The following is a 22,061-nucleotide window of genomic DNA, read 5'->3' on the forward strand; positions in this document are numbered from 1 at the left end:
GACCGGTCTCAGGAGTGCGACAGCTGCCCGGCGCTGCCCTGTCTGTGTATCCGATCCCGCCTGGCGGCCTTCGCCTGTCGCCGGGCGGCACGCCGCTCCCGGCGCAGCGACCGCGCCGTACTGCTCGGCACCGACACCACGCCATCACGCTGGTTCCACACCTGGCGCGTGACCCAGACGTCGAGCGCACCCCAGGTGGCGACCACCGTGCTGGCCACACTGCTGATCACCATCGGGAGGGCCAGCCAGGACCCCGCCAAGGTGCACAGAAAGGCCACCATGGCCTGCATCAGCGTCACCGCGATGATGATCACCGCACGGACCGCGGCCGTACGCACCGGATCGGGCATCCGGCGTCTGCGCGCGGGCTCCTCGACCCACAACGGCCGGTACTCCGGCTGCTGATGCCCCGTGGTGACCCCGGCACCCCGCGGGTACGAACGAACGCCGCCCGACGCCGGAAGACCCCGTCGCGTCATCGATTCCCCCGCCACGCCGTCCTCAGGCCCCTCGCGTCGCTCCGCCGTGCCCATCAACGTGTCACTCCCCACCGCCGACAGCCCCCCTCGCCCCAGTGCCCCAGAGGCACCGGCTCCCCAGTGATTTCCCGGCTTGCGCTGCTTTACGCCGCCAGGATGGTGGATGCGGTTCCCATGGCCGATTCGGCCCCCCATTCCCCATGGAGAAGGACGAACGGCGCGTCACGAAGATTCCCGACCACCGCAGAATTCCGGCCAACCACCCGGAGCGTTGAACCGGCAGATGCCCCCGCGCCCCCGGAACCGGGGGCGCAATCTCCCGTAATGCCCGGACAACTCGCCATGTCGTCGTGGTGAAGATGAAGTTCAGCCTCCGGACGCGCCTTCGAGGCGGCCGTGTGACGGTAGTAGGCTCACGCCGTTTGTTGACGCACATATGCACCCCCGTCCGGAGGGGGACCGAGCTGGGGGAGGCCATGCGCTTTCGCGGGAAGTCGATCCGCCGGAAGATCGTGGCGCTGCTTCTCGTGCCGCTGGTGTCCCTGGCCGCCATCTGGGGCTTTGCGAGCGTCCTCACGGGACGGGAGCTCGCCCGGGTCTTCGACGTGTCGCATCTCGTGGAGGACGTCGGCTACCCCGTCGAGGACACCGTCCGCGCACTTCAACAGGAACGCCGCCAGACCCTCGTCTACCTCGCCGACCCGCGTGCCGCCGACGCGCTCGGTGCGCTGCAGCGCACCCGGACCGCCACCGACGTGGCACTTGTCAAGATCCAGAAGAACGCCGGGGACTCCGGCGTCCGCGACAGCATGAGCACGGGCGACGGCGAACGCCTCACCGCGGTCCTGGACGCGTTCGACGGCGTCAACTCCCTGCGCCGCAGCGTCGAGGACGGCACGGTCACCCGCCACCAGGCACTCGATCTGTACAACCGGGTCGTCGACCCCTGCTACGCCCTGCTGGCGAGCCTCGAAGGCGTCGACGACGTGGAGATGGACACTCAGGCCCGCGCCCTCGTCAACATCGACCGGGCCCGCGAACTCCTCTCCCGCGAGGACGCCCTGCTCGGTTCCGCCCTGGTGGTCGGCCGGCTCACCCAGGACGAGACCCGCGAGATCTCCGCCCTCGTCGCCCAGCGCACCCTCCTGTACGACATCAGCCTGCTGCAGCTCCCGGCATCCGAACGCGACCGCTACGACCGGTTCTGGAAGGACGCCACCACCGCGCCGGTGCGTGCGGCCGAGGCTGCGGTCACCGTCTCCGGGGCGGGCACCCCGAACGCGGTCAGCGCCAAGAGCTGGGACGCCGCCGCGGACGCCGTACTCGATAACCTGCGCACCCTCGACGATGATGCCTCCGACCGCTATCAGGACCGTACGCGCCCCGTGGCGGTGAGCGTGATCATCCAAGCGGCCGTCGCCGGCCTGCTCGGACTGGCCGCTCTGATCGTCTCCCTCGTCCTGTCCGTGCGCGTGGGCCGCGGACTCATCCGCGATCTGCGCCAACTGCGCCTGGAAGCGCACGAGGCCTCCGGCGTCCGGCTGCCCAGCGTGATGCGCCGCCTTTCCGCGGGTGAAAAGGTCGACGTGGAGACCGAGGCACCGCGCCTGGAGTACGACAAGAACGAGATCGGCGAGGTCGGCCAGGCACTCAACACCCTCCAGCACGCCGCCGTGGAGGCAGCCGTCAAGCAGGCCGAGCTGCGCGCCGGGGTCTCCGAGGTCTTCGTCAACCTCGCCCGGCGCAGCCAGGTGCTGCTGCACAAGCAGCTCACCCTGCTCGACAGCATGGAACGCAGGACCGAGGACACCGACGAACTCGCCGACCTGTTCCGCCTCGACCACCTCACCACCCGCATGCGGCGGCACGCCGAGGGCCTGGTGATCCTGTCCGGAGCCGCTCCCTCGCGTCAGTGGCGCAAACCCGTCCAGTTGATGGATGTCGTCCGCGCCGCCGTCGCCGAGGTGGAGGACTACGAGCGCATCGAGGTCCGCAGGCTGCCGCGGGTCGCCGTCACCGGCCCGGCCGTCGCCGACATCACCCACCTGGTGGCCGAGATCCTGGAGAACGCCACGGTGTTCTCCCCACCGCACACGGCGGTCCAGGTCATCGGCGAGCGGGTCGCCAACGGCTTCACCCTGGAGATTCACGATCGTGGCCTCGGCATGGCGGCCGAGGTGTTGCTGGAGGCCAACCTCCGGCTCGCCGAGACCCCGGAGTTCGAACTCTCCGACACCGACCGGCTCGGCCTGTTCGTGGTCAGCCGACTCGCCCAGCGCCAGAACATCCGCGTCTCCCTGCAGCCGTCCCCGTACGGCGGCACCACCGCGGTGGTCTTCATCCCCGATGTGCTGCTGACCGACGACGTGCCCGACACCAACAGCATCGGCTTCCGCCTCGACCGGGCCCGGACCATCGGGGGTGCCGACGGGGAAGAACGGCGCGCAGCCGCCCTGGCCCAGATGCCCGTACAACTCCCGAGCCCGCCCACCTCGCTCTTGGACGGCCCGGTCGAACTGGACGGCCCCGTCGACCTGGACGCGCTCGACGACCTCCCGGGCGGCCTCAGCGACGAGCACGGCGAACGCGGTGGTCTCCGCGGTCGCCGCTCCCTGGCCCGTGCCGACGACGCCATGGGCGGCCCAGGAGGGGATCATCGGCAGCCTTCCGACGCGACGGACCGAGCCGGGGCGGACGACCGCCCGGACGCCCCCGTGCCGCTGCCCCGCCGCAGGACGCCCAAGCTGGTCAGCTCGCACGGCCGGCCGGTCAGGGAACAGCGCGCCCGCCGGGCCGCGGAGAAGGAAGCGTCCGAGGCCGACCCGTCCGGTGCCGAACCCAGCCTGTCCCCGCTGCCTTCCCGCCGGGGTGCGACGTCCCCGCGCTCCGGCGGCGCAGACAGCGGCCCTGCTGACGCGCGCGCGGAATCCCGGGCCGACGGCCCAGGAGACCCGTCCGAGGCGCCCAAGCTTCCCCAGCGGCCCCGCCGCCCGGAGATCAGCTCCGGCGACGACGGCCGGGACGGCACTGCCCAGTCGGCCGCCGAGGCACCGGAGCAGGCCGTATCCGAAACGGGCTCGCTGCCCCGACGCGTGCGGCAGGCCAGCCTCGCCCCGCAGCTCAAGCACGAGGCCGCGCGACGAACCGGGCGCGAAACGGAACCCACGGACCGCGACGCCGAGGAGGTGCGCAGCCGGATGGCCTCACTCCAGCGCGGCTGGCAGCGTGGTCGGGAGGAGAACGCCGCGGGCGACGACGCCCAGAACGGCGCAGCACAAGGAACGACTAAGGGGGACGGTCGATGACCGCACCAAAGGCGACCGGCCACACCGCACCGGACAAGAGCACCCTCAACTGGCTCCTCGACGATCTCGTCGACCGGGTCGCCAGCATCCGCAAGGCCCTCGTGCTCTCCGGCGACGGCTTGGCCACGGGTGTGTCCCAGGACCTGACCAGGGAGGACAGCGAGCACCTCGCCGCCGTCGCCTCCGGGTTCCACAGCCTCGCCAAGGGCGTGGGCAGCCACTTCGAGGTAGGCAGTGTCCGCCAGACGGTCGTCGAACTCGACGAGGCATTCCTCTTCGTCACCGCGGCCGGTGACGGCAGCTGCCTCGCCGTCCTCGCCGACGCGGACTCCGACGTCGGACAGGTCGCCTACGAGATGACCCTCCTCGTCAAGCGGGTCGGTGCGCATCTGGGGGCCGCCCCGCGTACCGATCTGCCCGTCGGCGGGTAGTGGGATGACATGAGCGGAGACGGTCAGGGAAGAGACCACTGGTTCGACGACGAGGCCGGACCGGTCGTCCGTCCGTACGCCATGACGCGCGGCCGCACCACCAGTGCGGCCCAGCACCGCCTCGACCTGATCGCGGTGGTCGTCACGGAAACCCACGCGGGCGATCCGGAAGCGGACCAGATGCTGTCCCCGGAACACGTGGACATCGTCGGACTCTGCCGGTCCGCCCCGCAGTCGGTCGCCGAACTGGCCGCGGAGCTCGACCTGCCCATCGGCGTGGTGCGAGTCCTCGTCGGCGACCTGGTGGCCAAGGAACTCGTCCACGTGACACGTCCCGTACCTCCGGCAGAACTGCCGGACGAGAGTATTCTGCGCAACGTGATCAACGGCCTCCGGGCGCTGTGACCGGCGCGGAAGCGGAGTAGTGACGTGACAGGCTGGCAGTTCTGGGTCGACCGGGGCGGTACCTTCACCGACATCGTCGCGCGGCGCCCGGACGGCCGCCTGCTCACCCACAAACTGCTGTCCGACAACCCCTCGCGGTACGCCGACGCGGCCGTCGCCGGTGTCCGCGAGCTCCTCGACGGCTCCCCGGAACCCGTCGACGCCGTCCGCATGGGCACCACGGTCGCCACCAACGCGCTCCTGGAACGCAAGGGCGAGCGCACCCTTCTGGTCATCACCCGCGGATTCCGCGACGCCCTGCGCATCGCCTACCAGAACCGCCCCCGTATCTTCGCCCGCCGCATCGACCTCCCCCAGCTGTTGTACGAACGCGTCATCGAGGTCGACGAGCGGATCGCGGCCGACGGCACCGTTCTGCACCCTCCTGACCTGGACGCTCTGCGCGGTCCGCTCCAGGAGGCGTACCACGACGGGATCCGCGCCGTGGCCGTCGTCTGTATGCACAGTCACCTGCACCCCGCGCACGAAGAAGCGATCGGCGAGCTGGCCGCACGCACCGGCTTTTCGCAGATCTCGCTGTCCAGCGAGGTCAGCCCCCTGCTGAAGCTCGTCCCGCGCGGCGACACCGCGGTCGTCGACGCCTACCTGTCGCCCGTGCTGCGCCGCTACGTCCGGCAGATCGCCGACCAGCTCCAGGGCGTACGGCTGATGTTCATGCAGTCCAACGGCGGGCTCGCCGAAGCCGGGCAGTTCCGTGGCAAGGACGCCATCCTGTCCGGACCTGCCGGCGGGATCGTCGGCATGGCCCGCATGTCGAAGCTCGCCGGCTTCGACCGCGTCATCGGCTTCGACATGGGCGGCACCTCCACCGACGTCTCGCACTTCGCGGGCGAGTACGAACGCGTCTTCACCACGCAGATCGCCGGCGTACGGCTGCGCGCGCCCATGCTCGACATCCACACCGTCGCCGCCGGCGGCGGCTCGGTCCTGCACTTCGACGGCTCCCGCTACCGCGTGGGCCCGGACTCCGCGGGCGCGGACCCGGGACCCGCCTGCTACCGCGGCGGCGGCCCGCTCGCCGTCACCGACGCCAACGTCATGCTCGGCCGCATCCAGGCCGCCCACTTTCCCGCGGTGTTCGGACCCGAGGGGAACCAGCCACTGGACGCCGCTCTCGTCCGCGACCGCTTCGCCGCCCTCGCGCGGGACATCCACGAGCGCACCGGTGACGACCGCACCCCGGAGCAGGTCGCCGAGGGCTTCCTGCAGATCGCCGTCGCCAACATCGCCAACGCCGTGAAGCGGATCTCCGTCCAGAAAGGCCACGACGTCACCCGCTACGCCCTCACCACCTTCGGCGGGGCCGGTGGGCAGCACGCCTGCATGGTTGCCGACTCGCTCGGTATCCGGACCGTCCTGGTGCCCCCGATGGCCGGTGTGCTCTCCGCGCTCGGCATCGGCCTCGCCGACACCACGGCGATGCGCGAGCAGTCCGTCGAAGCACCCCTGACCGCCGACGCCCTGCCCGGCGTCCGCAGGACCGCCGACGATCTGGAGAACGCCGCCCGCGCCGAGCTTCTGGCCGAGGACGTCCCTGAGGACCGCATCACGGTCACCCGCCGCGCCCAGCTCCGCTACGACGGCACGGACACCACCCTCACCGTCGAGCTGAGCGAGCCCGACGCGATGCGGCACGCCTTCGAAGAACGTCATCGCGCCACGTACTCCTTCATGCTCGACCGCCCCGTCGTCGTCGAAGCCCTCTCCGTCGAAGCCACCGGCATCACTCGACCCCCCGATCTCTCCGCCCTCGCCACCTACGAGGGCAAGGCCGCCGCACCCCGGACGGTCCGCCTCCACTCCGGCGGCGCCTGGCGTGACGTACCCCTCCACCGCCGTGAGGCGCTGCCTCCCGGACGGATCGTCGCCGGTCCCACGATCATCACCGAGGCCAGCGCCACGACCGTCGTCGACGACGGCTGGAACGCCGCGGCGACCGACGACGGCCATCTGGTCTTGGAACGTGCGACGACTACGCAGAGTTCCGACCTCGACACGAAAGTCGACCCGGTTCTGCTGGAGGTCTTCAACAACCTCTTCATGTCCATCGCCGAGCAGATGGGCGCCCGGCTGGAGTCCACGGCCCAGTCCGTCAACATCAAAGAACGTCTGGACTTCTCCTGCGCCCTGTTCGACCCGGACGGAAACCTGGTGGCCAACGCCCCGCACATCCCCGTCCACCTGGGTTCGATGGGGACCAGCGTCAAGGAGGTCATCCGCCGCCGCGGCACCTCGATGCGGCCCGGTGACACCTATGCCGTCAACGATCCCTACCACGGCGGGACCCACCTGCCGGACGTCACCGTCATCACCCCGGTGTTCGACACAGAGGGTGACCGGATCCTCTTCTACGTGGCCTCCCGCGGCCACCACGCCGAGATCGGCGGCATCGCACCCGGCTCGATGCCCGCGAACAGCCGCACCATCGACGAGGAAGGCGTCCTCTTCGACAACTGGCTGCTCGCCGAGGACGGCCGTTTCCGTGAGAAGGAGACGCTGCGCCTGCTCACCGACGCGCCCTGCCCCACACGGAACCCCGCGACCAACCTCGCCGACCTGCGCGCCCAGATCGCCGCCAACCAGAAGGGCGTCGACGAGGTGGGCCACATGATCGAGAACTTCGGACTCGACGTCGTCCAGGCATACATGCGGTACGTCCAGGACAACGCCGAGGAGGCCGTCCGCCGGGTCGTCGACGCGTTGGACGACGGGGAGTACGCCTATGAGACCGACTCGGGCGCCGTCATCCGGGTACGCGTGCGCGTGGACCGCGCCGGCCGTGCCGCGACCATCGACTTCACGGGGACGTCCGCGCAGCTCGCCACCAACTTCAACGCACCGTTCTCGGTCGTCAACGCGGCTGTCCTGTACGTCTTCCGCACCCTCGTCGCCGACGACATCCCGCTCAACGACGGCTGCCTGCGCCCCCTGGAGATCATCGTGCCCGCCGGATCGATGCTCGCTCCGGAGCCGCCGGCCGCGGTCGTCGCGGGCAACGTCGAGACCTCCCAGGCCATCACCGGCGCCCTGTACGCGGCCCTCGGCATCCAGGCCGAGGGCTCCGGGACCATGAACAACGTCACCTTCGGGAACGAACGGCACCAGTACTACGAGACCGTCGCCTCCGGATCCGGCGCCGGAGACGGCTTCCCCGGCGCGAGCGTCGTGCAGACCCACATGACCAATTCGCGGCTCACCGATCCGGAAGTCCTCGAATGGCGACTGCCCGTCCTGCTCGACGAGTTCGCGGTCCGGCGGGGAAGTGGTGGATCCGGACGGTGGCCGGGCGGGGACGGCGCGGTGCGCCGGATCCGGTTCAACGAGGCCATGACCGTCTCCACGCTGTCCCAGCACCGCCGGGTCCCGCCGTACGGCATGGCGGGCGGCGAGCCGGGCGCGCTCGGCGCCAACCGGGTGGAGCGGGCCGACGGCTCCGTCACCGAACTCGGCGGAAGCGACTCGGCGGACGTCGGCCCCGGCGACGTGCTCGTCATCGAAACCCCCGGTGGCGGTGGCTACGGCCGGCCGGCACCACACCCCGATCAAGCAGGAGTAGAGATCGATGATCTTAGGGCGTTCTGAGCACGACAAGCCTCCGGTCGAGCCGGTCACGCTCAAGATCCTGGTGGCCGGTGGCTTCGGCGTGGGCAAGACGACCTTCGTCGGCGCGGTCAGCGAGATCAAGCCGCTGCGCACGGAGGAACTGCTCACCGAAGCGGGACGTCCGGTGGACGACACCAGCGGTGTGGAAAACAAGCACACCACCACCGTGGCCATGGATTTCGGCCGGATCACACTCCGCGAGGACCTGGTCCTGTATCTCTTCGGGACGCCGGGTCAGCAGCGGTTCTGGTTCATGTGGGACGAACTGTCCGAGGGTGCACTCGGGGCGGTCGTTCTCGCCGACACCCGCCGTCTGGAGGACTGCTTCGCCGCCATCGACTACTTGGAGCGGCGCTCCATACCCTTCCTCGTCGCCGTCAACTGCTTCGAGGGAGCCGCCCGCTATCCCGCGCAGGACGTCCGCCAGGCCCTTGACCTCGACGACGACGTACCGCTCGCCCTGTGCGACGCCCGCGACCGCCAGTCGGTCAAGGACGTGCTCATCGGAGTCGTCCAGCACGCCATGGCGTACGGCGCCGAGCGCCGGCGGTCCCTCACCACCTGAGTTCCGCGCACGGCTCGTACCCCCGCCGACCGGGGTACGAGCCGTGGTCCCTGTGCGCGGCTCCACGCGCGCGTGCCCCACCGTGGGGCACGCGCGCGTGGAGCACGCCGCGCCGGTACGCCCGACGCTGGGTGAGCAGGTCTTTGCCGGGCAGATCATGGCCTTCCCGGAGGCTCGCGTCCCGCGACACCCGAGGCCGACCGCCGCGCGGACACCGGCACCGAGGAGGAGCAGGGGCGCGGTGGTGCCGCTGACCTCGTCGGTGACGATGCCTTCGTTGCTCATGACGGCTCCCAGGCGCCGGCTCCCCGAGGATCGGCCCCGGATCCCCGTGCAGGACGGTTCCCTTGGCGACTTCGACCGAAGGCAGGGAAAGCCCCGCGCCCCGCCCGGCGTCGATGACGAGCGTGCCGACGCGATCGCATCGCCCGTGGGGGAGCGGTTCCTGGCTCAGGAAGGTCCCGAGCAGCGCAATGCCTGATTACGCCGAAAATGTACGGCGATGCCGACCGACACGGGGAAGTGTTCACCGGCGTCAGGGGAGCGTCAAGGCCGTCGACGGCAATGGTGACAGCCGCGTGCACGGCCTCACAGCCGCACGCACGGCCGTACCTGTCTGTCGTCAAGCGGCCCTACAGGGGACACACTTCGGTCGCAGGGCTCGCCCGCGCCCTGGTAGGTCGAGCGGGGTCCCCTCGGCTCGTCAGTGCCCTGTGAAGCCACGGAAGCCGCCTGGGCCACGCGATGCCCGCCGGATGAACGACGGGGCCCGTCACGGCCCTCCTGGACGCCGCTCAGCCCGCCTGCGCGGGCGTCACGCCCGAGCCGCGCCGGATCTCGTACCCGGGCGAGCCCGCGCGCGCCAGCACCCAGCTCGCCCCGCTCAGCGCCTTCGCGGCCTTCTTCAGCGGGGCCAGACCGGCCGCGGCCTGCCGGTGGTCGACCACGCTGCCCGGCGCGCAGACGACGGTGGCCAGGGACAGTGTGACGGGACGGCCGCCCGCCGACCAGGAGGTGCCGAGCACGGCCGTGGCCAGCTGGTCGAGGATCTCCTCGTCGGCGAGCACCAGGAAGTCGTCACCGCCGATGTGACCCACGCGCGTGTGCCCCGCCATGGCCTGTTGCAGGGTCCGCCCCACCGATCGGATCAGTTCGTCGCCCGCCGCGAAGCCGGCCCCGTCGTTGACCTGTTTGAAGTGGTCGATGTCCAGCCAGCTCAGGGTGAAGCCCCGTCCGCCCGCGATCCGCCGGTCCACCTCGTCGGTGATCACGTCCGAACCGGGCAACCGGGTCAGCGGATTGAGCCCCGCCGCCTCCTCGACCCGCGTCTCGGCCAGCGCCCGTACCAGGTCGGCGAGGCGTACGACACCCACGCAGCGGCCGTGCTGATCCACGACCGCCACGTCGTCCGAGGTGCGGTCCCGGCCGCCGACCGCCACGACGTCCAGGACCTCCCAGGCCGTGGCGTCGACGCCCACCGTGCGCGGCGGGTCGCCCAGCTTGAGCGCGGGCCGGTCGGCATACAGGGCATGCCCGTAACGGCCCGACATCGACAGCAGGAAGCGTGAGCGGTGCACCGAACGCACCGGGGCTCCGGCCTCGTTCACCAGCAGCGCGCCTGACACGTCCGGCGACCCGGTCAGCAGCGCCCGGACCTGGCCCGCCGAGGCGGTCACCGGCAGCAGCGCGGCGGGCCGCACGAACTCGCGCACCGTCGGCCCCGACCGCGGCGCGGCCGGGGCGTCCGGGAAGCGAGGCGGTACGTAGACGTCCACGACGGGAATCCGGGACGGCGGTGCGAACAGCTCGCCCTGTGCCAGCTGGGCACCGGCCGACAGCGCGTCCGCGTGCTGCGGTTCGGTCTCCACGCCCTCGACCGCCAGCAGGGCCCCCAACTGCTCGCACAGCGTCCGCATCGCCCGTACCGCGGCCGGCCGAGTGAGCAGCGAGGCGTCCAGCTTGATCAGGTCTGGTGCGATGTCGGTGAGCAGCCTGAGGGGAACGTCGCCCTCGCCGATGCCGTCGGCGCTGATGCGGAACCCCTGGCCGCGCAGCGCATCCAGCGCGTCGAGGAGCGCCCGCTGCGGCACATGCGTGTAGGGCGGTACGACGTCGAGCGTCACCTCCCACGGCAGGCGTCCCGCCGCTCGTACCGCGTCGTGCAGGGGGGTGAGGCCGCCGAGGTCGGCGAGCGTGGCCGCGAACACGTTGACGTGCAGGGGCAGCATTCGCTCCCTACGAGCCGCCGCGCGGAAGGCCAGCACGGCCAGTCTGCCGTCGAGTTCGGGGTCCCGACGGGCTTCGGCCAGGATGTCCCCGGTCTCCGGGCGGGCGAAAATCTCCAGTGCGGTGACCCCGCCGGTGGCCAGGTTGACCACCGGCTGGAAAACGAAGCGGAGAGTATCCGTCCAGGAGTGCACGGGAGCATGATGGCGCCGTCGGTGCACGCCCAGGCGCAGTTCATAAGACGTTCACGCAGCATTTCGAGGCGATCACACAGCGTAGGACGACCTCGTGTGCCCCTCCCGTCACTCGGTCACCTTCCGTCGCTCGGTCAGCGCAGCGCGAGCACCGACGAGCCGTGTCCGAACAGCCCCTGGTTGGCCGTGATCCCCACGCGTGCACCGGCGACCTGCCGGTCGCCCGCCGTGCCCCGCAACTGCCACGTCAGCTCACAGACCTGGGCGATCGCCTGGGCGGGCACCGCTTCCCCGAAGGAAGCGAGTCCGCCGCTCGCGTTCACGGGTATGCGTCCGCCCGGGGCCGTTGCGCCTTCCCGCAGCAGTTTCGCGCCCTCGCCCTCGCCGCACAGCCCCAGGTCCTCGTACCACTGCAACTCCAGGGCGGTGGAGAGGTCGTACACCTCCGCCAGGGACAGTTCCTCGGGGCCGATGCCTGCCTCCTCGTAGGCGGCTCGGGCGATCGACGCCCGGAACGTCCGCTCCGGCGGCGCGACCGCCGCCGCCGAGTCCGTGGCGATGTCGGGCAGGTCCAGCGCGGTGCTGGGATAGCGCGGCGTCACGGTGGAGACCGCCCGGATCCGCACCGGCCGTGGCGTGCCGCGCCGGTGCGCGAACTCCAGGCTCGACAGCACCAGCGCCGCACCGCCGTCCGACGTCGCGCAGATGTCGAGCAGCCGGAGCGGGTCGGCGACCACCGCCGAGGCGGCGACCTCCTCGGCCGTGACGCGCCTGCGGTAACGCGCATACGGATTCAGCGCCCCCGAAGCGGCGTTCTTCACCTTCACCAGGGCGAAGTCGTCAGGGGTGTCGCCGTGCAGCGCCATGCGCCGCCGTGCGTACAGGCCGAAGTACGTCGGATTCGACGCACCCAGCAGGCGGAAGCGCAACCAGTCGGGATCGTCGGGGCGCTCACCGCCCGCGGGCCGGAAGAAGCCCTTGGGCGCCGCGTCGGCGCCCACCACCAGTACGGCGTCCGCGAGTCCGGCCAGGATGTGCGCCCGCGCCGTTGCGATCGCCTGCGCTCCGGACGCGCACGCCGCGTACACGCTGGTGACCCGGGCTCCCTGCCAGCCCAGGGCCTTCGCGAACGTCGCGCCGGCGACTTGCCCGGGATAGCCGCCGCGCACCGTGTTCGCCCCGACGATCGACCCGATGTCCCGCCAGTCCAGCCCGGCGTCCGCGAGCGCGGCGCGGGCGGCCACGGCGCCGTATTCGACGAAACTGCGTCCCCATTTCCCCCAAGGGTGCAGGCCCACGCCGAGCACCGCCACGTCCGCTGTCATGCCTGCACCTCCGTCGGCCGCCAGTTCCAGGTCGTCCAGGTGGTCTCCGCGTCCTCGTGGAGCACTCCGGGGACGATCTCCACCTCCATGCCGACCGCCAGGTCGGCAACGGTGACACCGGGAACCGCCTGTCCCAGCAGCACGATCCGCTCGGACTCCAGCTCCACTGCGATCAACGTGTACGGCTCCCACGGAAGTTCCGGGTCGCTCACATAGGGTGACGGAGGGCGGTAGCGGCTGTCCGTGTACGACCAGATGCGACCGCGTCGTGAGAGGGGCGCTTCCACCAGGTCGCCGCCCGGACATCCGGGGTTGCGGCAGTGGGTGTCCTCGCGAGGGAAGAAGACCGCGGCGCAGGACGAACAGCGCGTACCCAGGAGCCCGAACGTTTCTCCCTCGCCGGTGAACCAACCCGAGACTGCCGGTGTGCGTGTGCGCGACATGGTCCCTCCGGAGCATGAGATCTGACGGATAGTCAGAAGTGTGGCACGGGCGTCGGCGAATGGGCAGGCCGCACCGGTGAAACGGACGGCCTGCTTCGGGACAGCTTCCGGAACACGTGCTTCCCACGATCGGATACAGTCCGCGCGTGTCCGAATTTCAGCACTCAACCGCCAACTCCGAGCCGGACTCGCACTGTTCGAGCTGCGGAGCGCCCTACGGAGAGGGAGTCTCCGGTTGGCCCCGCACCTGTCCGGCCTGCGGGGCCATCGCCTACCGCAACCCGCTGCCGGTGGCCATCGCCCTCCAGCCCGCGTACGACGCGAAGGGCACCGCCCTCGTGGTCATCACCCGCACCGTCGCGCCCGCCCGCGGGAGCGTCGCGCTGCCGGGCGGCTACATCGACGACCGGGAGGACTGGCGGCAGGCCGTCGTCCGTGAACTCAAGGAGGAGACGGGCATCGACGCGGCCGCCCGTGACGTACGGCTCATCGACGCGATGAGCTCGCCCGACGGGCACCTGCTGCTGTTCGGTCTCCTCCCGGAACGCCCGGCCGACGCACTCCCACCGTCCCACGCGACGGACGAGACCGAAGGCTGGCATCTGCTGCGCCGGCCCGAGGAACTCGGCTTCCCCCTGCACAGCGCCGCGGTACGGGCATGGTTCGAGGGTCGGTACATCTGAGTTCCGACCTCACCCGAGCCCCCGTATACGCACCGGGCGGGACGGCACACCCAGGCCGGCCTCCCCGTCCCGTCTGACCACCACCCCACGCCCCTCCCAGCGGGCGACGTAGCGTTCGACCTCAGGTTCGTCCCAGCCGTCGCCCGCATCCGGCACGACCAGCCCGCCACCGGTCCGGCCGCGGACCGGAGCCCACACTTCCAGTTCCAGCTCGCCGTCCGCACCCCGCACCGGCACGACGCCACCCGCGCGCGCGAGCACCGGAATCCGTGACAACGGAGCGTCGACGAGCACCTGCGCCGGCCCCTCGTACACCCGCTCGGTGACCGTGTCGTACCAGCGGCCACGCGGCAGTTGCACGGCCCGCCGGTCGGCGCCCGGATCCAGCACCGGCGCCACCAGGAGACAGTCACCCAGCAAGAAGGCGTCTTCACAGTCACGCAGCGCCCGGTCCTCCGGTGTGCTCCACCACAGGGGACGCACATAAGGCGCACCCGTGCGCCGGGCCAGGTGCGCCAGCGTCACGAAGTACGGCAACAGGCGCCGACGCTCCAGGAGCGCCACGCGCGCGTGCTCCAGCACCTCGTCACCGAACTCCCACGGCTCCCTGCGCCCCGCCCGCAGGCTCGCATGGGTGCGGAACAACGGCAGGTACGCGCCGAGCTGGAACCAGCGCAGAAACAGCTCGGGCGACGGACTCCCGTCGAAACCCCCCACGTCCGGCCCCGAGTAGGGCACCCCGCACAACCCGAGGCCCAGCACCAAGGACAACGACGCCCGCAGCCCCGGCCAGCCGGTGGCCACGTCCCCGGACCATGTGCCCCCGTAGCGTTGCATGCCGGCCCACCCGGAGCGGGAGAAGAGGAACGGCCGCTCCGGTGGGCTCAGTTCACGCAGCCCCGCATACGCCGCGTCGGCCATGCACAGCGCATACACATTGTGGGCCTCTCTGTGGTCACCGCCGCGGCCGTCCAGGCAGTGGCGGGCCGAGCGGGGCAGCGTCGTCTCCCCGAAGGCGTTGAAGGACGTGGGCTCGTTCATGTCGTGCCAGAAGCCGGCGAAGCCCTGCGCCAGCCGCTCCTCGTACAACGCGCCCCACCACTTGCGCACGCGCGCGTGCGTGAAATCCGGATACACCGACTCACCGGGCCACGACATACCCCGCACCACCTCACCCGAGGAGGTCCGCACGAAGGCGTCCACGGCGGCCCCGCTGTCGTACACGGCACTGCCCGCGGCGGGCTTCACCCCCGGATCCACGACGGACACCAGGCGGATCCCCGCATGCCGCAACTCCTCGGCAAGCCCCTGAAGTTTCGGGAAGCGCTCCTGGTCGACAGTGAACACCTGATGCTCGTCGTAGTGATCGATGTCCAGGTGAAGCGCGTCCAACGGGAGCCCGTGCTCGCGGTAGCCGCCGACGATCCGCCGCACCTCCTGCTCGTTCCCGAACCCCCAACGGGCGTGATGGTGCCCGAGCGCCCACGCCGGCGGCAGCGCGGGCGCCCCGGTCAGCGAGGCCCAGACACGCAGCACGCGCGCGGGGGTGCCCACCATCACCCAGCAGCGCAACGGACCGCCGTCCATCCGGAGTTCGCACCTCCCGTTCCGGTCATGGCCGGAGCCGGCGCCCTCCTCGCCCTCCCGCAGCAGCACCGTCCCGTCCCACGAACTGTCGTGGAACATCAGGTGCGCCGCCGCGTCGGCGATCACCAACTGCACCGGCATGGTGACGTACAACGGGTCGTCGCCGGGGGCGAAGGCGCGACCCGGATCGGTGTTCCACAGGCGGTACGTACCGTCGCGCAGCCGTGGTCCCGACGCGCGCCCGCCCAGCCCGAAGAAGCGTGCGTCGGCGGCCACCTCCGAGCGCTGCATCCAGCGCGCCGGGCCCCCGCCGACCGGCTCCCACCACCGGGGCGGCAGATCCCGCCGCAGCATGACTCCCCCGGGGGTGCACACCTCGATCGCCCCGTGCCGGGAGACGGACACCGTCACCCGCTCCGCAACGACCCGCCAGCCGCCGTCCGTGTCCGGCTCCAGCACCGCCCGAGGATCCGGCTCCGGACAGCGCCCGGCGAGCGCGTACGACGGTTCGGGACGGGCCCCGTCCCAACCCCAGAAGACGGCCCCGTTCACAGCGACGGTGATCCGCAGCTCGGACCTCGCGAACCGGATGACACCACCCCCCGGCCCCGGCTCCACGCTCTGCACCGGACCGGGCACCCGCGCGCGCTCCACGCCCCGCGGCGGCAACCCGGCCGCGTCGGCGCGCTTCCGGCGCCACGCGGCCCGCACGCTGCGCAGCGCCTGTGCGGCTCGCGCCGGACCGATCACTCTCATCGAACGCACCAGGTCACGACCGTCCATGCTGCTCACCCTGCCACCGACTGCCTCATACGTGGGTACCGTTCAATCGCCGTTCACCCGTGCTGAGACCACATCTTCACAACGCGGACCATGTGGGGCGCACCCTGGTGCAGAAGTCGATCACATGGCATCGTCCCTGTCAGCCGTGTCACGCGCACAATCCGTCCCGCGCGCGAGGCACACGACGCGTCCAGTCCGGGAGCCGCCCCATGTCGACCGCGAACCCCCTGCCGCTCTGGCAGCCACAGCCGGAACGGATCGCCCAGGCACGCATCACCGAGTTCCAGGCCTGGGCCGCCCGACAGCACGGCGCCCCGTCCGAGGGCGGCTATCCCGCACTGCACCGCTGGTCCGTGGACCAGCTGGACACCTTCTGGAAAGCCGTCACGGAGTGGTTCGACGTACGGTTCTCGACGCCTTACGCGCGCGTACTGGGCGATCGCACGATGCCCGGTGCCCAATGGTTCCCGGGGGCGACCCTGAACTACGCCGAGCACGCCCTGCGCGCCGCAACGGCGCGCGCGGACGAACCCGCGCTCCTGTACGTGGACGAGACCCACGAACCACGCCCGGTCACCTGGGCCGAACTGCGCCGCCAGGTCGGCTCCCTGGCCACCGAACTGCGTTCCCTCGGCGTCCGCCCAGGCGACCGAGTCAGCGGCTACCTCCCGAACATCCCGGAGGCCGTCGTCGCGTTCCTCGCCACGGCCGCCGTGGGCGCCGTCTGGACCTCCTGCGCCCCCGACTTCGGCGCCCGCAGCATCCTCGACCGTTTCCAGCAGGTCGAACCCGTCGTCCTGTTCACCGTCGACGGCTACCGTTACGGCGGCAAGGAGCACGACCGCCGGGACACCGTGGCCGAACTGCGCCGCGAACTGCCCAGCCTGCGTGCCGTCGTCCACATCCCCCTTCTCGGCACCGAGGCACCGGAAGGCGCCCTGGACTGGGCGGCGCTGACCTCGGCAGACGCGGAACCCGTCTTCGCGCAGGTCCCCTTCGACCATCCGCTGTGGGTGCTGTACTCCTCCGGCACCACCGGCCTGCCCAAAGCGATCGTGCAGTCTCAGGGCGGCATTCTCGTCGAGCACCTCAAACAGCTCGGTCTGCACTGCGACCTGGGTCCCGAAGACCGCCTCTTCTGGTACACCTCGACGGGCTGGATGATGTGGAACTTCCTCGTCTCCGGCCTGCTCACCGGCACCACGATCGTCCTGTACGACGGCAGCCCGGGCTTCCCGGACACCGGCGCCCAGTGGCGGGTCGCCGAGCGCACCGGGGCGACCCTCTACGGCACGTCGGCGGCCTACGTCATGGCCTGCCGCAAGGCCGGCGTGCACCCCTCCCGGGATTTCGACCTCTCCAGGGTGCAGTGCGTCGCCACCACCGGATCACCCCTGCCGCCCGACGGGTTCCGCTGGCTGCACGACGAGGTCCGCGCCGACCTGTGGATCGCCTCCGTCAGCGGAGGTACGGACGTGTGCTCCTGCTTCGCCGGAGCCGTGCCGACACTGCCGGTCTACACCGGTGAACTCCAGGCCCCCGGACTGGGTACCGACCTGCAGTCCTGGGACCCGAGCGGCAAGCCCCTCGTCGACGAGGTGGGCGAACTGGTGGTCACCAACCCCATGCCGTCGATGCCGGTCCACCTCTGGAACGACCCCGAGGGCAGCCGCTACCACGACAGCTACTTCGACACCTATCCCGGAGTCTGGCGCCACGGCGACTGGATCACCGTGACCTCCCGTGGCACGGTCGTCATCCACGGCAGGTCCGACTCCACGCTCAACCGGCAGGGTGTCCGCATGGGCTCCGCGGATATCTACGAGGTCGTCGAGCGCCTACCAGAGATCAAGGAATCCCTGGTCATCGGTGCCGAGCAGCCCGATGGCGGGTACTGGATGCCTCTTTTCGTGCACCTGGCGCCCGGCGCCGTCCTGGACGACGCCCTCCGTGGCCGAGTCAAGCAGGCCATCCGCGAACAACTCTCACCGCGTCACGTCCCTGACGAGATCATCGAGGTTCCCGGCATCCCGCACACGCTCACCGGAAAACGCATCGAGGTCCCCGTCAAGCGCCTTCTGCAGGGCACCCCACTGGACAAGGCCGTCAACCCGGGCTCCGTCGACAACCTCGATCTGCTGACCTTCTACCAGGCCCTGGCGCGCGACCGAGGCTGACCGGCTGGGGGAAACCCGGATAAACGGATAAACCGGGACCTCACGCCCCCCTCCCGGACTCCTTTCACCCCCGATCCCCGCCGGACCCGGCTCTTTGTCGACCAGCAGGGCGGCCGGCAGGACGCCCGCGAACCGGCCCCGGTGATCTTCGGCAGGTCGATTGTCAGTGCCGCCGGTTACGGTGAGTGAGCATTGATCGACTGCACACAGGGGGAACCATGTCGCACACCGACCACCAGACCATGCGACGCGTCCTGCGCCGCGAGATCGTCGGCACACTCGGGCTGCTGACCGACGAGCAGGACTTCCGAGCCATGCGGCGTTACCGCACCTTCACTTTCGATGACCACACTGCCTATCTCCAGCAGGTGGAGGCGCTTCTCAGGATCCGCGCCGCCCACGGCAACCACACCACCATCGCCCTCTTCGACCCCGTGGAGTACGCCGAATTCTGCGCAGGCACAGGCCTCGAACCGGACGCCCCGGCGAGCCGGGCCCGCTTCACCGCAGAAATCGCCGCCACGGGCGCCACCGTCCCCTACGAGGGTCAGAACCTCGCCGATCTGGTGCCCTCCCTCGTCGACGCGGCCGTCCGGCAGGCCACGTGGGAATACGCCACCAAACTCCTGGCCCGCCTCGGCCTCTGCGCCACCTGCGGAGAAGACGTCGGACGGGCGGGCTTCACCCGGGCCTCGGACCTCCTCGTCCGCATCCTCGACACAGCCCCACCCGGCGACAGGCACCTCGTCTGCAGCGTCTCGGGCCCGGAGGAAACCCTCGTGTCCGTCCTCCATGCGGACAGGGACACGGAGGGAACCACACAACTGGACGAGACAGAGGCACTCGAATTCACCACCGTCCTGGCACTGGGCATCGCCACGTCCAGTCCCGGCGGACTCGTCATGCGCACCAGCGCCCCCGGCAGCGCGGACCGCGTCTACGGCTGGCGCGTCCGGCACAACGGCCTGGAACCCCTGACCGCCGGGGAAGTCTTCGACGCCTACTGCACCGACGTGGAATCGGGCGACCTGATCTCTCCCGAATCAGGAGTCGACTATTCCGTACCCCCCGACCTCGGCGACGACGAGAAGAGGCCTGGCCACCACCACTGATCACACCAGGGGGCGCCCCGCCCGCAGGCGGAGCGCCCCCTGGAGCCCCTCGATGCCGGCACCGGCGCGACGGACTACTCGCCGGCCAGCACCGTCTGAGCCGCCGCCCGGGCCTCCTCGGCACTGTCCGTCGCCCGAGCGGCGGAAGCGGCCCGTTCGCACTGGGCCAGCGTGTACTTCCCCAGCGTCGCGCGGACATAAGGAATCGATGCCGCGCCCATGGAAAGAGAGGTGACGCCCAGACCCGTCAGGACACAGGCCAGCAGCGGATCCGACGCGGCCTCACCGCAGACGCCGCAGCTCTTGCCCTCGGCTCTGGCCGCCTCCGCCGACAGCGCCACCAGGTCGAGCAGCGCCGGCTGCCAGGGATCCTGCAGCCGGGAGACCGCCCCCACCTGACGGTCCGCGGCGAACGCGTACTGCGCGAGGTCATTGGTCCCCAGGGACAGGAACTCGACCTCCTGAAGGATCGCACGCGCGCGCAGCGCGGCTGAGGGAATCTCCACCATGGCGCCGACCTTCGCCTGCAACCCGGCCTCCCGGCACGCGTCCGCGAACGCCTTGGCGTCGGCACGGTCGGCCACCATCGGGGCCATCACCTCAAGGTAGACCGGCAGCCCTTCGGCGGCCCGCGTCAGCGCGGTCAGCTGGGCCCGCAGGATCTCGGGGTGATCGAGCAGCGACCGCAGCCCCCGCACACCGAGCGCGGGATTGGGCTCGTCGGACGGCGTCAGGAAGTCCAGCGGCTTGTCCGCACCCGCATCGAGCACCCGGACGACCACCCGGCCCTCCGGGAACGCCTCCAGCACCTGCCGGTATGCCTCGACCTGCTTCTCCTCGGAGGGCGCACTCCTGCTGTCATCGAGAAACAGGAACTCGGTACGGAAAAGACCGACGCCCTCCGCTCCTGCCTCCACGGCCGCCGGCACGTCCGCCGGGCCGCCCACATTGGCCAACAGCGGCACCTTGTGCCCGTCCGCCGTGGCACCCGGCCCGGTCGACGCGGCCAGAGCAGCCCTGCGCTCCGCGGCCGCGGCCTCCAGCTGCGCCTTCTTCTCCTCGCTGGGGCTTACGAAGATGTCACCGGTGCTGCCGTCGACCGCGATGACCGTTCCCTCGGCAAGCTCACCCGCACCCGGCAGGGCGACCACGGCCGGGACCCCGAGCGCTCGCGCGAGAATCGCGCTGTGACTCGTCGGCCCACCCTCCTCGGTGACGAAACCGAGTACGAGCGTCGGATCCAGCAGCGCCGTGTCGGCCGGCGCGAGATCACGGGCAACCAGCACGTACGGCTCGTCGCTCTCCGGGACGCCCGGCATGGGCACCTCGAGCAGCCGGGCGACGATGCGATTCCGCACGTCGTCCAGGTCTGCCACGCGACCCGCGAGGTACTCACCGGCACCGGCCAGCAGCTCACGGTACGCGGCGAACGCCTCGTGGACGGCGCGCTCGGCCGTGCTGCCGTCAGCGATACGACGATCCACGTCCGCTATCAGCTCAGGGTCCTGGGCCATCATCGACTGCGCCTCAAGCACCGCCTGGGCCTCGCCCCCCGCCAGGTTGCCGCGCGCCACCAGGTCGGCCGCCACCGCGTCCACGGCCTCACGGACGCGTCCCCGCTCGTGCCCCGCCTCCGCTGCCGGAATCTGCCTGGCGGGAGGCTCCAGCACTGCCGTTCCCATACGCCTGACCTCGCCGATCGCCACACCGTGGCTCACGCCGACGCCTCGCAGCGTTGTCTCCATCTCACCGTCTCCGATAGTGCGGCGGACCCTGCCGCCGCGGTGGTTGTCCAACTCGCCGTCATCAGACGGCGCCGACGTCACTCCCATACGAAGAGGCGGTCCCCGGCCTTTACGTCGCCGTCCTCACGGAGCTCGGACAGCGAGTCGGCGGTGGCCTCCAGCGCCACGACCGGGCAGATCGGAGACTTGCCGCCGGCCTCGACGGCTGCGGGGTTCCAGCGCACGATTCCCTGACCGCGACTCACGGTGTCGCCCTTGTCGACGAGCAGTTCGAAACCCTCACCGTTGAGCTGCACGGTGTCGATACCGAGGTGCGTGAGTACGCCGTGCCCCTGCGCGTCGACCACCACGAAGGCGTGCGGGTGCAGCGAGACGATGACACCGTCCACCGGCGCGACGGCTTCGGAGGGCTCGCGTACGGGGTCGATCGCGGTGCCCGGGCCGACCATGGCCCCGGAGAAGACCGGATCGGGCACGGACGCCAGGCCGATGGCGCGTCCCGCGAGAGGGGACATCACGGTGGTCATGGGAAGCCTCCCAGGGTGGGGATTGCTGATGGGCCGTCATACCTGTCCCGGACAGCCCACTGACCAGCAGCGTATGACATGTGAAGTGCAGGTTCCGCTTTGAAGCTACCACTTAGTGGTCTAGACCACCAGCGTAATCGATTTGCGTGCGCTTCGAAGTCCCGTGTACAGTTGTACCCCTGCCCGAGGCCGAGTGGTGTGATCCAGCGCCCTTGCTTGGCAGGTCCCATACTCACCAGTTCCTTTCCCGGGGCGCCTTCTGCATGCCTGCAAGAGGGTGGTCAGGGAGCGGAAAAAGTACTGATAGAGTTTGGACCACCGAAGGGAAGCGCCCGGAGGAAAGCCCGAGAGGGTGAGTACGAAGGAAGCGTCCGTTCCTTGAGAACTCAACAGCGTGCCAAAAGTCAACGC

The 22,061-nt window shown here is 70.6% G+C and carries 16 protein-coding genes; 9 read left to right on the top strand and 7 right to left on the bottom strand.

Translation table 11 applies throughout. From position 1 onward, the window contains the following. Nucleotides 1-8 precede the first annotated feature (8 nt). Nucleotides 9-533, bottom strand: coding sequence for a hypothetical protein (locus ACFYPJ_RS13365; RefSeq protein WP_389015014.1), 525 nt, complete (start codon nucleotides 531-533; stop codon nucleotides 9-11). Nucleotides 534-955: 422 nt separating this feature from the next. Here ACFYPJ_RS13365 and ACFYPJ_RS13370 point away from each other — a divergent pair, with 422 nt between their 5' ends. The 6 genes from ACFYPJ_RS13370 (at nucleotide 956) to ACFYPJ_RS13395 (ending at nucleotide 9,329) form a co-directional block, all read left to right on the top strand. After that, nucleotides 956-3,784, top strand: a complete 2,829-nt coding sequence (locus tag ACFYPJ_RS13370; protein ID WP_389015016.1) for a nitrate- and nitrite sensing domain-containing protein — start codon at nucleotides 956-958, stop codon at nucleotides 3,782-3,784. Beyond that, on the top strand, nucleotides 3,781-4,215 hold the full coding sequence (locus ACFYPJ_RS13375) for a roadblock/LC7 domain-containing protein (RefSeq protein ID WP_389015019.1): 435 nt from the start codon (nucleotides 3,781-3,783) through the stop codon (nucleotides 4,213-4,215). The genes ACFYPJ_RS13370 and ACFYPJ_RS13375 overlap by 4 nt, the downstream gene beginning before the upstream one ends. A 9-nt stretch (nucleotides 4,216-4,224) precedes the next feature. After that, on the top strand, nucleotides 4,225-4,620 hold the full coding sequence (locus tag ACFYPJ_RS13380) for a DUF742 domain-containing protein (RefSeq protein ID WP_389015022.1): 396 nt from the start codon (nucleotides 4,225-4,227) through the stop codon (nucleotides 4,618-4,620). Between the two features lie 24 nt (nucleotides 4,621-4,644). Next, entirely contained in the window at nucleotides 4,645-8,262 is a 3,618-nt protein-coding gene (locus ACFYPJ_RS13385) for a hydantoinase B/oxoprolinase family protein (protein ID WP_389015025.1), read from the top strand. Beyond that, on the top strand, nucleotides 8,243-8,848 hold the full coding sequence (locus tag ACFYPJ_RS13390; RefSeq protein ID WP_389015027.1) for an ATP/GTP-binding protein: 606 nt from the start codon (nucleotides 8,243-8,245) through the stop codon (nucleotides 8,846-8,848). The genes ACFYPJ_RS13385 and ACFYPJ_RS13390 overlap by 20 nt, the downstream gene beginning before the upstream one ends. Nucleotides 8,849-9,089: 241 nt before the next feature. Next, entirely contained in the window at nucleotides 9,090-9,329 is a 240-nt protein-coding gene (locus ACFYPJ_RS13395; RefSeq protein WP_389015030.1) for a hypothetical protein, read from the top strand. A 313-nt stretch (nucleotides 9,330-9,642) separates the two neighbouring features. Here the strand turns inward: ACFYPJ_RS13395 and ACFYPJ_RS13400 are convergent, their stop codons facing one another. From ACFYPJ_RS13400 to ACFYPJ_RS13410, 3 genes are all read right to left on the bottom strand, one after another. Then, a complete protein-coding gene (locus tag ACFYPJ_RS13400; RefSeq protein WP_389015033.1) occupies nucleotides 9,643-11,268 on the bottom strand; it encodes a GGDEF domain-containing protein in 1,626 nt (541 codons plus the stop codon). 134 nt (nucleotides 11,269-11,402) lie between these two features. Beyond that, a complete protein-coding gene (locus ACFYPJ_RS13405) occupies nucleotides 11,403-12,593 on the bottom strand; it encodes a lipid-transfer protein (RefSeq protein ID WP_389015036.1) in 1,191 nt (396 codons plus the stop codon). Further along, the gene (locus ACFYPJ_RS13410) at nucleotides 12,590-13,036 is read right to left on the bottom strand and encodes a Zn-ribbon domain-containing OB-fold protein (protein WP_389015038.1); all 447 of its coding nucleotides are present in this window, start codon (nucleotides 13,034-13,036) and stop codon (nucleotides 12,590-12,592) included. The genes ACFYPJ_RS13405 and ACFYPJ_RS13410 overlap by 4 nt, the downstream gene beginning before the upstream one ends. Nucleotides 13,037-13,182: 146 nt before the next feature. Between ACFYPJ_RS13410 and ACFYPJ_RS13415 the strand changes: the two genes are divergently transcribed. After that, nucleotides 13,183-13,719 carry an NUDIX domain-containing protein gene (locus ACFYPJ_RS13415; protein WP_389015041.1) on the top strand — a complete coding sequence of 179 codons (537 nt, stop codon included), beginning with the start codon at nucleotides 13,183-13,185 and terminating at the stop codon, nucleotides 13,717-13,719. 9 nt (nucleotides 13,720-13,728) lie between these two features. Here ACFYPJ_RS13415 and ACFYPJ_RS13420 read toward each other — a convergent pair whose 3' ends face one another. Beyond that, nucleotides 13,729-16,089 carry a glycoside hydrolase family 31 protein gene (locus ACFYPJ_RS13420; RefSeq protein WP_389015044.1) on the bottom strand — a complete coding sequence of 787 codons (2,361 nt, stop codon included), beginning with the start codon at nucleotides 16,087-16,089 and terminating at the stop codon, nucleotides 13,729-13,731. A 209-nt stretch (nucleotides 16,090-16,298) separates the two neighbouring features. On the opposite strand from ACFYPJ_RS13420, the gene ACFYPJ_RS13425 reads away from it, so the two are divergent. Then, the gene (locus ACFYPJ_RS13425; protein ID WP_389015047.1) at nucleotides 16,299-18,266 is read left to right on the top strand and encodes an acetoacetate--CoA ligase; all 1,968 of its coding nucleotides are present in this window, start codon (nucleotides 16,299-16,301) and stop codon (nucleotides 18,264-18,266) included. Between the two features lie 218 nt (nucleotides 18,267-18,484). Beyond that, entirely contained in the window at nucleotides 18,485-19,378 is an 894-nt protein-coding gene (locus ACFYPJ_RS13430; protein WP_389015050.1) for a hypothetical protein, read from the top strand. A gap of 74 nt (nucleotides 19,379-19,452) precedes the next feature. On the opposite strand, the gene ptsP is transcribed toward ACFYPJ_RS13430, so the two are convergent. Both ptsP and ACFYPJ_RS13440 read right to left on the bottom strand, forming a co-directional pair. After that, the gene (gene ptsP / locus ACFYPJ_RS13435; protein ID WP_389015053.1) at nucleotides 19,453-21,123 is read right to left on the bottom strand and encodes a phosphoenolpyruvate--protein phosphotransferase; all 1,671 of its coding nucleotides are present in this window, start codon (nucleotides 21,121-21,123) and stop codon (nucleotides 19,453-19,455) included. A gap of 77 nt (nucleotides 21,124-21,200) precedes the next feature. Beyond that, on the bottom strand, nucleotides 21,201-21,650 hold the full coding sequence (locus tag ACFYPJ_RS13440; protein WP_389015056.1) for a PTS glucose transporter subunit IIA: 450 nt from the start codon (nucleotides 21,648-21,650) through the stop codon (nucleotides 21,201-21,203). Nucleotides 21,651-22,061 lie beyond the last annotated feature (411 nt).

This window comes from Streptomyces sp. NPDC006012, from assembly GCF_042871185.1.
GTDB lineage: Bacteria > Actinomycetota > Actinomycetes > Streptomycetales > Streptomycetaceae > Streptomyces.